This window comes from Streptomyces sp. NBC_01498, from assembly GCF_036327775.1.
GTDB lineage: Bacteria > Actinomycetota > Actinomycetes > Streptomycetales > Streptomycetaceae > Streptomyces.
Map to the genome: position 1 here is coordinate 716,632 of NZ_CP109598.1, position 13,870 is coordinate 730,501.

Here is a 13,870-nt window from a genome sequence, read left to right on the forward strand (position 1 = left end):
GTTACGCGCCCCACCCCGCCTGCTCCCCGCCCACCCGTTCCGCCACGATCCGCTTCCCGTATCCCGAGGCGTGGTACGCTGCCACCGGGTCCGCGTCCGCGCCCAGTTCCTCGCGGACCTCGGCCACCAGGGGGCGTACGTCCGTGTCGTACGCGTCCATCAGGGCCGCGTTCGCCGCCAGGACGTCGCCGTCGCGCTGGGCGGCCGACAGGGCGTCGGCGTCGACCAGGAGGGCCTTCGCCGTCGCCTCCTGGACGTTCATCACCGAGCGGACGACCGCCGGGACCTTCTCCTCGATGTTGTGGCACTGGTCGAGCATGAAGGCGACGTCCGGGGTGAGGCCGCCGCCCCGGATCACCTCGTACATGATCCGGAAGAGCTGGAACGGGTCGGCGGCGCCCGCCATCAGGTCGTCGTCCGCGTAGAAGCGGGAGTTGAAGTCGAAGCCGCCGAGCTTCCCCTCCCGCAGCAGCATCGCCACGATGAACTCGATGTTCGTGCCCGGCGCGTGGTGGCCGGTGTCCACCACGACCCGTGCCTTGTCGCCGAGGCGCAGGCAGTGGACGTAGGCCGTGCCCCAGTCGGGGACGTCGGTGGCGTAGAAGGCGGGCTCGAACAGCTTGTACTCCAGCAGCATCCGCTGGTCGTCGCCGAGCCGTTCGTACACCGCCGCCAGCGCCTCGGAGAGACGGTCCTGGCGGGCGCGGAGGTCGTCCTGGCCGGGGTAGTTGGTGCCGTCGGAGAACCAGAGCTTGAGATCGCGCGACCCCGTCGCGTCCATGATGTCGACGCACTCCATCAGGTGCCCCAGTGCCTTGCGGCGCACCGCCGCGTCCGGGTGGCAGACGCTGCCGAGCTTGTAGTCGTCGTCCTGGAAGACGTTGGCGTTGATCGTGCCGAGCCCCACGCCGCGCTCGCGGGCGTACGCGGCCAGGGCGCCGTAGTCCTTCACCCGGTCCCAGGGGATGTGGAGCGCGACGGTGGGCGCGACGCCGGTGTGGGCGTGGACGCGGGCCGCGTCGTCCAGTTTCTCCTCGGGCGTCCGGGGGACGCCGGGCCGGGCGAAGACCTTGAACCGGGTCCCGCTGTTGCCGTACGCCCAGGACGGGGTCTCCACGGCCTGTGTCCTGAGGGCCGCCTTCACGGCGGAGATGTCGGGTCGGCTCGTCATCTCGCAACGCTCCATTCGGCGGACGGACGCGGACACGGGCACACGCGCGGGCCCCGGTGACCGGCATCGGCAGAGGCACGGACACCGTGCATGAATCGATTCATCATCGGCGATGATGAGCCGGGCGGATCGGACTGTCAAGGGTGCGGCCCGACTCCCGCGCGCCGACACGCCCTTCACACCGTAAAGACGAGGGTTTCCGGTGCACGCCCATTGACGCGAAGCCTGTGGCCCGTCTAGCTTCCGGGAAAGTTGAATCCTTTCATGCGCCAACTGACCTGACTGAACGCGACTGACCATGCCAGCCCCAGCCCCGCCGAGGAGCCCGTCATGGAAAAGCCCGACCAGGGCCCGGCCCCCGTCCCGGCGCCGGCCCCTGTCCTCGCGCTGAGGGGCGTCGCCAAGTCCTTCGGAGCCGTACGGGCCCTGCACGACGTCTCGCTGGAGCTGCGGTCCGGTGAGATCCACGCCCTGGCCGGTGAGAACGGCGCGGGCAAGTCCACGCTCATCAAGACACTCGCCGGGGTCCACCGCCCCGACGAGGGCCTGTTGCTGCTCGCGGGCGAACCCGTCGTCTTCCACGGCCCCGCCGACGCCCGGGACGCCGGGATCGCGGTGATCTACCAGGAACCGACGCTGTTCCCCGATCTCTCCGTCGCCGAGAACATCTTCATGGGCCGTCAGCCGCGCCGTTCGGCCGGGCGCATCGACCACCGGGCCGTGCACCGCGCGACCGCCGCCCTGCTGGACAGACTCGGGGTCGCCCTCGATCCGCGGCGGCCCGCGCGCGGACTGTCCATCGCCGACCAGCAGATCGTCGAGATCGCCAAGGCGCTCTCCTTCGACGCGCGTGTCCTGATCATGGACGAGCCCACGGCGGCGCTGACCGGCGGCGAGACCGCCCGGCTGTTCTCCGTCGTACGGGCGCTGCGCGCGGAAGGCGCCGCCGTGCTGTTCGTCTCGCACCGGCTGGAGGAGATCTTCGGCCTCTGCTCGCACGTCACCACCCTGCGCGACGGCCGGCTCGTCGCCTCCGAACCGCTCGACGGGCTCACCGAGGACGACCTGGTGCGGCGCATGGTCGGGCGGGATCTGGACGACCTGTATCCCAAGGCGGCGGCGGAGCCCGGCGCGACAGCGCTGTCCGTACGCAGGCTGACCCGCGAAGGGGTGTTCCGGGACGTGTCGTTCGAGGTGCGGCGCGGTGAGATCGTCGCGCTGGCCGGACTCGTGGGCGCCGGGCGCAGCGAGGTCGCGCAGGCGGTCTTCGGGGTGGACCAGGCGGACGCGGGCGAGGTGCGGGTCGACGGCCGGGTGCTGCGGGCCGGTTCACCGACGGCCGCGATGGCGGCCGGGCTGGCGCTGGTTCCCGAGGACCGGCGGCTGCGCGGGCTGGTGATGGGGATGTCCATCGAGCGCAACATCGCGTTGACGGGGCTGCGGCGGGTACGCCGGCGCGGGCTGGTCAGCCGGGCGCTGGAACACGGGCGGGCCGCCGACTGGGCGGTGCGGCTGCGGCTGAAGTACGGCAGGCTCACCGATCCGGTGTCCGTGCTGTCCGGCGGCAACCAGCAGAAGGTCGTCCTCGCCAAGTGGCTGGCCACCGATCCGGCCGTGCTGATCGTGGACGAGCCCACACGCGGGATCGACGTGGGGACGAAGGCCGAGGTCCACCGTCTCCTGTCGTCGCTGGCCGCCGACGGGCTCGCCGTGCTGATGGTGTCGTCCGACCTCCCCGAGGTGCTGCGCATGGCCGACCGGATTCTGGTGATGCACGAGGGGCGGCTGACCGCCGAGATCCCTCGCGGCCGGGCGACGGAGGAGACGGTGATGGCCGCCGCCACCGGCCGCGCCCCGGATCCGGCTCCCGACCCGGCCTCCGTACCACCGACGACGGTGACCGGGTCCACCGCGGACACCGGACGCACGGCGGCGAAGGAGCCGACGCCATGACCACCGCCCTCGACAAACCCGCCCCGGAGAACCCGGAGAACGCCAACAGCGCGAAGAACGCGGACTCCCCGGAGAGCCACGGCGCCCCCGGGGCCCCGGAGGCCCGGTCGGCCCGTTCCCTGGTGGACGCCGTCCTCCGGGCGCGGGAGATCGCGATCGGCGGCGCGCTGGCGCTGCTGATCCTCGCCACCTGGCTCGCCAACCCCGGCTTCCTGGACGACCAGGGCGTCAAGGACCTGCTCCTCAACTCCTCGATCCTGGTCCTGCTCGCCGTCGGCCAGTCCGTCGTCGTGCTGACCCGCAACATCGACCTGTCGGTCGGCTCGGTGGTCGGTCTCACCGCCTTCGCCTGCGGCCACTTCGTCTCCGGCACCGACCACGGCCCGCTCACCGTCGTCCTGCTGGGCATCGGGCTCGGCACCCTGTGCGGGCTGGTCAGCGGCGCGCTGGTCAGCTTCGGCCGGGTGCCCGCGCTGGTGGTGACGCTCGGGATGCTCTACATCATCCAGGGCGTCGACCACGCCTGGGCGCACGGCGAGCAGATCAGCGCCGTCGACCTCCCCGACGGGGTCCTCTCCCTCGGCTCCGGCAGCGTCCTCGGGATCCCGTACCTGCCGCTGATCTCGGCCGCCGTGCTCGCCGCGACCGGCTACTTCCTGCGTACCTACCGCGCCGGACGTGAGCTGTACGCGATCGGGTCGAGCCCGGAGGCCGCGCGGCTGGCGGGCATTCCCGTACGGCGCCGGATCCTGGCCGCGTACGCCTTCTCCGGCGCGGTCGCGGGCTTCGCCGGGGCGCTGTGGCTGGCCCGGTTCGGCACCGTCGTCGCGGACGCGGCCAACGGCTGGGAGCTGACCGTCGTCAGCGCCGTGGTCGTCGGCGGTGTCGCCATCACGGGCGGTACGGGCACCGTCTGGGGCGCGGCGCTGGGCGCGCTGCTGCTGACCACCATCGGCAGCGCCCTGGTCGTCCTCAAGGTGGACTCCTTCTGGCAGCAGGCCCTCACCGGGATCCTGCTGCTCGCCGCCCTCACCACCGACCGTGTCCTCCAGGTGCGGACGACCAGCGCGCTCAGGAAGAGGGGCCGACGATGACAACCGCGGCAACACCCCCGACCACGACACCCCCGGCGACCGGGTCGACGGGGGCGGCCTCACCGACCCGGTATCTGCGCTGGGACACGGCCGTCGGCATTCTGCTGATCGCGGTCTTCCTCGCGGGCGCCGGCAGCACCGGAGGGTTCGCGACCACCGCCAACCTGTCCGCGGCGCTCGGCGACATCTCGGAGATCGCGCTGATCGCCCTCCCGATGACGCTGCTGGTCGTCGCCGGACAGGTCGACCTCTCGGTGGCCTCGATGCTGGGGCTGTCCAGCGCGCTCGCGGGCTCGCTCTGGCAGGCGGGCTTCGCCTTCGAACTCATCGTGCCCCTCTGCCTGTTGACGGGCGCGGTCGGCGGCCTGCTGAACGGCTGGCTCGTCACCCGGGTCGGGCTGCCCGCGCTGGCCGTCACCATCGGCACGCTCACCCTCTACCGGGGGCTGGCATCGGTGATCCTCGGGGACGAGGCGGTGGCCGGTTTCCCGGAGGCGTACGCGCGGTACGCGGCGTACACGGAGACGGTGCCCGGCACGTTCGTCCCGTATCCGGTCGGGCTGTTCGCGGTGCTCGCCGTCGGTACGGCGGTCGTGCTGCACCGCACGGGTCTCGGCCGCTCGCTGTTCGCGATCGGCGCGCAGGAGGACGCCGCGTGGTTCGCGGGCATCCGGGTCAAGCGGCTGAAGCTGGCGCTGTTCGTGGTGTCCGGTCTCGTCGCGTCGTTCGCCGGGATCGTCTACACGCTGCGCTACGGCAGCGCACGCGCCGACAACGGGCTCGGTCTGGAACTGGTCGTCATCGCCTCGGTGCTGCTCGGCGGCGTCGACTTCGACGGCGGCAAGGGCACGCTCGGCGGCGCCGTCGCGGGTGTGCTGCTGATCGGGCTCCTCACCAATCTGCTCACCCTCAACGACATCTCCAACGAGATCCAGGTGATCGTGACCGGTCTGCTGCTGGTCGCCTCCGTGCTGACCCCCCGGATCGTGGCGGTGGTCGCCGAACGCCGGCACCGGCGCACGGCGGCCGAGGAGTCCGTCCCGGTCTCCGCCGCGCCCTGACACCCGATCGCGCCCCCGACCCCGACCGACACTCCCGAAAGGCACCCGCCATGCCGTCACAGGCCCGTACCCGAAGCGGTGCGTCCGCCACCGCGTCCGCCGCGCTGCTCTGTGCCCTGACGCTCGCCGTGTCCGGCTGCTCGGGCACCACCAAGGACTCCGTCAAGGACGACTCCCCCGCCAAGTCGGCCGGGGCCAGGGCGAATCCGGACGCCCCGCTGAAGAAGGGTCTGAAGATCGCCTTCCTGCCCAAGCAGATCAACAACCCGTACGAGAAGATCGTGGACGACGCGGGTATCGCCGCCGCCCGGGAGATCGGCGCCACCGGCAAGGAGGTCGGGCCCTCCAACGCGAAGGCGTCGTCCCAGGTGTCGTACATCAACACCCTGATCCAGCAGCGGCAGGACGCGATCCTCATCGCGGCGAACGACCCCCACGCGGTGTGCGGCCCGCTGAAGCAGGCGATGCGGCAGGACATCAAGGTGGTGGCGTACGACTCCGACACCGCGAAGGACTGCCGGCAGCTGTTCATCAACCAGGCCAGCTCCGAGGAGATCGGCCGCAGCCAGGTCCGCAACATCGCCGCGCAGCTCGGCAACAAGGGCGAGATCGCCATCCTGTCGGCGACGCAGAACGCGACGAACCAGAACACCTGGATCGAGTTCATGAAGGACGAGCTGACGAAGCCCGCGTACCGGGACATGAAGCTGGTGAAGGTCGCGTACGGCGACGACCAGGACCAGAAGTCGTTCCAGGAGACGCAGGGGCTGCTGAAGGCGTATCCGGATCTCAAGGGGATCATCTCGCCGACGACGGTCGGCATCGCGGCGGCGGCCCGCTACATCGGCGGCTCGGCCTACAAGGGCAAGGTCGTCCTGAACGGTCTGGGCACGCCCAACCAGATGCGCGCGTACATCGAGAACGGCACCCTCGAACAGTTCTCGCTGTGGGACCCGAAGAAGCTCGGCCACCTCGGTACGTACGCGGCGGCGGCGCTGGCGTCCGGGCAGATCACCGGGGCCGAGGGCGAGACGTTCCAGGCCGGTGAGCTGGGCGAGTACACGGTCGGCAAGGACGGCGAGGTCATCCTCGGCCCGCCGACGGTGTTCGACGCGAAGAACATCGGCGACTTCGACTTCTGAGGCCGCCGGCCGCGCGCGGCCCGCGACGACGCCGGCGGCGGGACACGGCCGGTCCGGGGGCGGTCGCCACGGGCGGCGCGCCCCGGTGGGTAAAGTGGGCGCAGGCCCGCTGCCGGCGATCGGCGACACCGTCCCGCGTGTCGCCCCCGGCCGCGCCCCGGGCGCTCGCACCGGCACACGGAGTGCGGGCGGAGTGGGGCACACCCCGGACGCCCGCCACCGGCGACATCGTTCCGGAGCCGCGCGCACCGGGCGGTCCGAGGGGTCTGGAGCGGGTGGAGGTCATGGACTGATGGCGCAATCGGTGGGTATCAAGGACGTCGCGCGGGTGGCGGGCGTCTCGGTCGGCACGGTGTCGAACGTGATCAACCGGCCGGACTCCGTCGCCGAGGAGACACGGGCGAGGGTGCTGTCCACCATCGAGCGGCTGGGCTACGTACGGAGCGAGTCGGCCCGCCATCTGCGGGCGGGGCGCAGCCGCATCATCGCGCTGCTGGTGCTGGACATGGCCAACCCGTTCTTCGTGGACGTGGCGACCGGTGCCGAGCGCGTGGCGCGGGTGTCGGGGCTGGGCGTGATGCTCTGCAACAGCGCGCAGAGCAGCAGCGAGGAGGCCGTGTATCTGGGGCTGTTCAGTGAGCAGCGGGTGCGCGGGGTGCTGATCACCCCGGCCGACGGGACGGGCCGCAATCTGGAGAGCTTCCGGCGGCAGGACATCCCGTTCGTGTTCGTGGACCGGGTGGTGCCGAGCACCGAGGGCTGTTCGGTGTCGGTGGACGACGTGACGGGCGGGGCGCTGGCCGTGCGGCATCTGCTGGCGCAGGGGCACACCGACATCGCGTACGTGTCGGGGCCGCTTCAGCTGGCGCAGTGCCGGGACCGGCGGGCGGGCGCGCTGCTGGCGCTGGAGGAGGCCGGGCTGCCGGCCGACCGGCTGCGGGTGGTGGAGGCGGCGCGGCTGGACGTGCCGGCGGGGCGGGACTCCGGGGCGCGGCTGCTGGGGCTGCACAGCCGGCCGAGCGCGGTGTTCTGTGCGAACGATCTGCTGGCGCTGGGGGTGCTCCAGTCGATGTACGGGGCGGGGGTGGCCGTGCCGGACGAGATGGCGCTCGTGGGGTACGACGACATCGAGTTCGCGTCGGCCGCCGCCGTGCCGCTCACGTCGGTGCGTCAGCCGGCGGCGCGGATGGGGCAGCTGGCGGCGGAGTTGCTGATCGAGGAGACCGGTGAGTCGGCGGCCGGGCACCGGCATCAACGGATCGTTCTCCAGCCGGAGTTGGTGGTGCGGGAGTCCTCGATGCCGCGTTCGGCGGGCGGTCACGGGTCTCGCGTGTGACATGCCGGTGCGCGGCGGGGCCCGGACCGATGAGGTGCGTGGCGGTCCGGGCCCCGTCCCGGGCGGTCAGGACCGGCTGACGAAGTCCCAGGTGCCGTGTCCGGCGCGGTGGACCTGGAAGCCGGGCTCGGTGCGGACGAAGGTGGTGCCCTTGGGCGCGGTCACCGTGTCGCCGGGTCCGGCGGGCACGTGGATCTCGGCGTCGGACCCGACCGGCACGCCCACCGTCAGCCGCAGGTCACGGCCGACCCCGGACCAGTCGACGGAGGCCGTCCCCCGCACCGTACGGATGGACGTACGGGCCCAGTTGACGCCGGTGCGGGCGTCGGGGCGGACGGTGAAGGTGCGGTAGCCGTCGTCGCCGGGGCGCAGGCCCGCGACGTTCTCGTACAGCCACTGGGCGACGGTGCCCTGGAAGTAGTGGTCGCGGGAGCGGGAGTCGAGCTGCCACATCTCCCACATGGTGTCGGCGCCGTTGGCGAACCAGTGGCCCCAGCTCGGGTACGTGCGCTGGGTGGCGACCGCGTGGGCGATGTCCGGGTGGCCGTGGGCGCACAGGACGCGCAGCAGGACGCTGGTGCCGAGGGCGCCGGTGTTGAGGTGGTTGCCGCGTGCGGTGATGTCGGCGACGAGGCTGTCCACGACGGAGGCGCGGGCTCCGGCGGGGACCAGGCCGAAGGCGAGCGGGATCGCGTTGGAGGTCTGCCGGTAGCCGGGGTCCTTCGCCGTGCGGTAGTGCCCGGCGTCGCCCAGGAACGTGGCGTTGAGGGCGTCCTTGAGTCCGTCGGCCGCCGTGCGGTAGCGCCGCGCCGTGTCGTCGTGGCCGATGAGGTGTCCCATCTCGGCGGTGGCGACCAGGGCGCGGTGCAGATAGGCGGTGGCGGTGAGCCGGGTGTCCTCGGGCGGGTTGCCGCCGTAGCCGGGCGGCAGGTAGTCGCCGAGGGCGGTGACGGCGAGACCGTCCACCAATCGGTCCAGCTCCCAGTCCAGATAGCGGGTCAGCACCGGCCAGTGGCGCCGGGCGATCCGGTCGTCGCCGTACACCCGGTACATCTCGCGGACCAGGAACGGGTAGACGGTGGTCCACTCCGGTGACGGGCCGAGGTCGCCGTAGCCCCAGCCGCCGCTGGGGACGATCACCGGCAGCTGCCCGTCCGGGTTCTGACTGTCCCTCAGGTCGTCCAGCCACTTGGCGAGGAAGCGGTGGACGCCGAACGCGTAGGCGAGGGTGGGCGCGCCGAGCTGGGCGTCGCCGGTCCAGCCGTTCTTCTCGTACATGGGGGTGTCGGTGGGGATGCCGTGCAGGTTGTTGAGGAGGGTGCGGCGCATGGCGCGGTCGAGTTGTTCGTAGAACGGCTCGGAGCAGGCGAACGAGCTGACCTCGTCGACCGGGGTGTGGACGGTGCGGCCGAGTACGTCGGCGGGCGCGGGGCGGGCGGGCAGGCCCTCGATCTGGACGTAGCGGAAGCCCTTGTAGGAGAACGACGGTTCCCAGACCTCGGGTTCCGTGCCGCCCGCGCAGATGTACTCGTCGCGCTGGAAGCGGCCGGGGACGTGGCCGGTCTCGGCGTGGACGCTGCCGTCGTCCTTGAGTTTCTCGCCGTGGGTGAGGGAGACCGTCGTGCCGGCGGGGGCTTCGACGGTCAGCCGGGTCCAGCCGGCGGTGGTGCGGCCCATGTCGACCACATAGACACCGGGGCGCAGTTCACTGATGCCGGTGGGGGTGACGGTGTCGATGATCTCGATGGGGTCGTGCGGCTGGGCGCGCAGGGCGCCCCTGGGCGCCGGCTGGGCGCGCGCGGCACGCCAGTCGCGGTCGTCGAAACCGGGCCGGGTCCAGCCGTCGGGGGCGCGTCGCGCGTCGTACGTCTCCCCGGCGTAGAGGGAGTTGGTGAGGGTGGGGCCCTCGGTCATGCGCCAGTCGGCGTCGGAGACGACGGTGGTGCGGGAGCCGTCGGGGTGGTCGGCCTCCAGCCGGCACAGCAGGCGTGGTTCGCCGTGCCACGGGGGCCGGTGCCAGTTCCACACGTTGGGGGTGGTCATGCCGTAGAAGCCGCGGCCGAGGGTGACGCCGAGGGCGTTGTCACCCCGGCGCAGCAGGGACGTCACGTCGTGCACGGCGTACAGGACGGTCTCGTCGTAGTCGGTGAAGCCGGGGTCGAGGACCTGTTCGCCGATCCGCTCGCCGTTCAACTCGGCGACGTAGTAGGCGAGTCCGGTGAGGTAGAGGCGGGCTCGGGTGACGGGTTTCGGTACGGTGAACTCGCGGCGCAGCAGGGGCGCGGGCGCCTCGGGCGCGGAGACGGACACGCCGTCGCCCCAGGGGCCCTGGCCGTAGGGGGCGAGGACGGTGGCGGGTGTCCAGCCGCTGTCGTCGAAGTCGCTTTCCCGCCAGCCCTGTTGTTCGGTGCCGGAGGTCAGCCAGCGGCCGTCGGTGCGCAGTTCGTGGCTCCCGCCGTCGGCGGTCGCGACGACGAGGCGGACGAGGAGTCCGGCCGGGTTGACGGAGGCGCCGCCGCGATTGGTGGCGACGGCGGCGAGGACGATACGGCGCCCGGCCGCCTTCACGGCGTCGGTGACGTCGGCGGTCCTGCCGGTGCGCCAGCCGTCCGTCTGTTCCGGGGCGTGCGCGGCCTCGGCGCCGTCGAGGTGGAGGGTGAAGTCGTCGTCGGCGGTGGCGACGAGGGCCGCGTGCGCGACGGTCGCGCCGGCCGGGAGGTCGAGTGCGGCGCGGAACCAGCGGGGCCCGGTGGGGGCGCCGCCCGTGGTGGCGCCCTCGGACCAGATCCAGGCGGCGCCGTCGGGGGTCAGCGGGTCGGCGGGGGCGTCGGCGCCGATCCAGGTGGCGCCCCAGCGTTCGTCGCCGAGTGCGGTCTCCCACCAGCCGGCCGGGCTCCAGTCCGAGACCCGGCCGGAGGTGTCCCAGACGCGGACCTGCCAGTGGCAGCGGGTACGGGGCGGCAGCGCGGGCCCGCCGTAGGGGACGGCGACGCTGCGGGCGGAGTCCGTCCTCCCGGTGTCCCACAGGAGCCGGCGTCCGCGTGCGAGGTCCCGGGGGTCGGTGGCGGCTCTGAGCTGGTACGCGCGCTGCCCGGCGCCGTGGCCGTCGGCCGCCGACTCCCAGGAGAGGAGCGGGGTGGGGTCGTCGGTGCCGAGGAGGTACCGCGCGTACTCGACGGTCGTGGTGACGACCCGCAGCCCCCGGGCGCCGCCGCGCGCGGGCCCCTCCTCGGGGGTGGCGGCCGAGGCGGCCGGGCTCCCGGCGAGCGAGACGATTCCGGTGCCCGCGCCCACCAGGGAGGTGCCCAGGAGACCTCTGCGAGTCCAGCCCATGCCCATGCGCGCGCCCCTTTGATTGAATCGTTTCATGCCCCGTGCGAAGAATCGTAGGGCCGATCCCCGAGGGCTCACAAGAGGGGCGCGAGGGGCGTGCGCGGAACGGTGGCACAGATCCGGCACTTGCTGCGATCGGAAGGATTCTTGCGTCCGGGGAAGGGTCGGCGACTCCCTCAAGAGGCCCAGCGATCACCGGAGTTGACGGGAGACGTCAACGGCACCGCGACCAACTTGACGCCATTTCAACGCAATTCTTCGATGTGGACTGCTTGGTATTTCTTGCCGAACATTCATTTCTTGCGCAGATTCATAGACTTCCTGCGGAACCACTTCTAGCCTTTTCGCGTCCGCAGAGTCCCCACGAGCCGCAAGGACGTATGTCTGTGACACCTCCCCCAAGACACCGCCGCCTGTTCCGCCGCGGTGTGTCCGCCTCCCTCTCCGCCACCCTGGCCCTCGCGACGGCGGTGGCCGGCACGGCCGTCGCCGTCGTCGTGTCCGCCGCTCCGGCGGCCATGGCCGCCGGAGTCCCCGCCCCCTCCCCCATCGGTGTCCCCGGCCGGGGCGCCACCGTGCCCTTCGTGGAGCACGAGGCCGAGTACGCCGCCACCAACGGCACCCTGATCGGCCCCAACCGGCTGTACGGAACGCTCCCCTCGGAGGCTTCCGGACGGCAGGCCGTGACGCTCGACGCGGTCGGTGAGTACGTGGAGTTCACCCTCACCAAGCCGGCCAACGCCATGACCTTCCGCTACTCGCTGCCCGACAACCCCGCGGGAACCGGCCGGGACGCCGGGATCGACGTACGGGTCAACGGCAACCAGCTCAAGAACGTACCCGTGACCTCCAAGTACGGCTGGTACTACGGCGGTTACCCGTTCAACAACAACCCGGGCGACACCAACCCGCACCACTTCTACGACGAGACGCGCACCATGTTCGGCTCGACCCTGGCGACCGGAACCAAGGTCCGGCTCCAGGTGTCGTCCACCGCGCAGTCGCCGACGTTCACCATCGACCTCGCCGACTTCGAGCAGGTCGAGGCGCCGAAGGCGAAGCCCTCCGGGGCGCTCGACGTGGTGACCGACTTCGGGGCCGACCCGACCGGTGCCGCCGACTCCACCGCCAAGTTCCAGGCGGCGGTGGCCGCCGGGCAGGCGCAGAACCGTACGGTCTACATTCCGCAGGGCAGCTACGAGATCCGCGACCACATCGTGGTCGACAAGGTCACGCTCGCCGGAGCCGGCCCCTGGTACAGCGTGCTGAAGGGCCGTCACCCCACGGACCGCAGCAAGGCGGTGGGCGTCTACGGCAAGTACGCCAACCAGGGCGGCAGCAGCGATGTCACCCTCAAGGACTTCGCCATCATCGGCGACATCCGGGAGCGGGTGGACAACGACCAGGTCAACGCGATCGGTGGCGCGCTGTCCAACTCGGTCATCGACAACATCTGGATGCAGCACACCAAGTGCGGTGTCTGGGTGGACGGTCCGATGAACAACCTCACCATCAAGAACAGCCGCATCCTGGACCAGACGGCCGACGGCGTGAACTTCCACTACGGCGTCACCAACTCCACCGTCACCAACACCTTCGTGCGCAACACCGGTGACGACGGTCTGGCCATGTGGGCGGAGAACATCCCGAACGTGAACAACAAGTTCACGTTCAACACGGTGATCCTGCCGATCCTGGCGAACAACATCGTCACGTACGGCGGCAAGGACATCACCATCTCCGACAACGTCATGTCGGACACCATCACCAACGGCGGCGGGCTGCACATCGCCAACCGTTACCCGGGCGTCAACTCGGGCCAGGGCACGGCGGTCTCCGGCACCCACACCGCCGCGCGCAACACCCTGATCCGGGCCGGGAACAACGACTTCAACTGGCAGTTCGGCGTCGGCGCGGTGTGGTTCAGCGGGCTCAACGAACCGATCAACAACGCCACGATCAACATCACCGACACCGAGATCCTCGACAGCTCCTACGCCGCGATCCATCTGATCGAGGGCGCGACGAACGGGCTGAACTTCAAGAACGTCAAGATCGACGGCGCGGGCACCTACGCGCTCCAGATCCAGGCACCGGGCCGGGCGACCTTCGAGAACGTCAAGGCCACCAACATCGCCCAGTCCAACAAGATCCACAACTGTGTGGGCGCGGGATTCCAGATCACCCAGGTCGGCAGCGGCAACTCCGGCTGGTACTCCAACCCGCCCGCCTGCACCGGCGTATGGCCGGCGCCGCAGTGGACCAACGGCGGTGTGCCCGGCGGCGGCCCCGGACCGGAGGAGCCGGAGGAGCCCGGGGAGCCGGAGGAGCCCGGTGACGAGGGCAACCTCGCGCAGGGCCGCCCGGTCACCGCGACCGGGCAGGCGCAGACGTACGGTCCCGGCAACGCCGTCGACGGCAACGCGAACTCCTACTGGGAGAGCACCAACAACGCCTTCCCGCAGTCCATCACCGTGGACCTGGGCGCGGCGAAGAACGTCGACCGGCTGGTGCTGAAGCTGCCGCCGGCCTCGGCGTGGGCGACGCGCACCCAGACCCTCAGTGTCTCGGGCAGCACCGACAACTCCGCGTACAGCACGCTCAAGCCGTCGGCGGGCGTCACGTTCAACCCGTCGAGCGGCAACACGGCCACCGTCATCCTGCCCGGGACGGCGACCCGTTACGTCCGGGTGACCGTCACCGGCAACACCGGCTGGCCGGCCGCCCAGCTCTCCGAACTGGAGGTCTACAACGACTGACCCCGCGCGGGGGCGGTGCGC

At 71.5% G+C, this 13,870-nt stretch carries 8 protein-coding genes; 6 read left to right on the forward strand and 2 right to left on the reverse strand.

The window, feature by feature from the left end; translation table 11 throughout:
- Position 1: 1 nt before the first annotated feature.
- Positions 2-1,171, reverse strand: a complete 1,170-nt coding sequence (gene rhaI, locus OG875_RS02695) for an L-rhamnose isomerase (protein ID WP_330172589.1) — start codon at positions 1,169-1,171, stop codon at positions 2-4.
- 330 nt (positions 1,172-1,501) lie between these two features.
- Between rhaI and OG875_RS02700 the strand changes: the two genes are divergently transcribed.
- The 5 genes from OG875_RS02700 to OG875_RS02720 all read left to right on the forward strand — a co-directional run bounded on the left by OG875_RS02700 (position 1,502) and on the right by OG875_RS02720 (position 7,757).
- Positions 1,502-3,124, forward strand: a complete 1,623-nt coding sequence (locus OG875_RS02700; RefSeq protein WP_330172590.1) for a sugar ABC transporter ATP-binding protein — start codon at positions 1,502-1,504, stop codon at positions 3,122-3,124.
- A complete protein-coding gene (locus OG875_RS02705; RefSeq protein ID WP_330172591.1) occupies positions 3,121-4,218 on the forward strand; it encodes an ABC transporter permease in 1,098 nt (365 codons plus the stop codon). The genes OG875_RS02700 and OG875_RS02705 overlap by 4 nt, the downstream gene beginning before the upstream one ends.
- Complete coding sequence (locus OG875_RS02710; RefSeq protein WP_330172592.1) at positions 4,215-5,279, forward strand: ABC transporter permease; 1,065 nt, start codon at positions 4,215-4,217, stop codon at positions 5,277-5,279. The genes OG875_RS02705 and OG875_RS02710 overlap by 4 nt, the downstream gene beginning before the upstream one ends.
- A 50-nt stretch (positions 5,280-5,329) precedes the next feature.
- On the forward strand, positions 5,330-6,421 hold the full coding sequence (gene rhaS, locus OG875_RS02715; protein ID WP_330172593.1) for a rhamnose ABC transporter substrate-binding protein: 1,092 nt from the start codon (positions 5,330-5,332) through the stop codon (positions 6,419-6,421).
- Positions 6,422-6,713: 292 nt separating this feature from the next.
- A complete protein-coding gene (locus tag OG875_RS02720) occupies positions 6,714-7,757 on the forward strand; it encodes a LacI family DNA-binding transcriptional regulator (protein ID WP_330172594.1) in 1,044 nt (347 codons plus the stop codon).
- A gap of 66 nt (positions 7,758-7,823) precedes the next feature.
- On the opposite strand, the gene OG875_RS02725 is transcribed toward OG875_RS02720, so the two are convergent.
- A complete protein-coding gene (locus tag OG875_RS02725) occupies positions 7,824-11,126 on the reverse strand; it encodes a family 78 glycoside hydrolase catalytic domain (RefSeq protein WP_330172595.1) in 3,303 nt (1,100 codons plus the stop codon).
- A 350-nt stretch (positions 11,127-11,476) separates the two neighbouring features.
- On the opposite strand from OG875_RS02725, the gene OG875_RS02730 reads away from it, so the two are divergent.
- Positions 11,477-13,849, forward strand: a complete 2,373-nt coding sequence (locus tag OG875_RS02730) for a discoidin domain-containing protein (protein WP_330172596.1) — start codon at positions 11,477-11,479, stop codon at positions 13,847-13,849.
- Positions 13,850-13,870 lie beyond the last annotated feature (21 nt).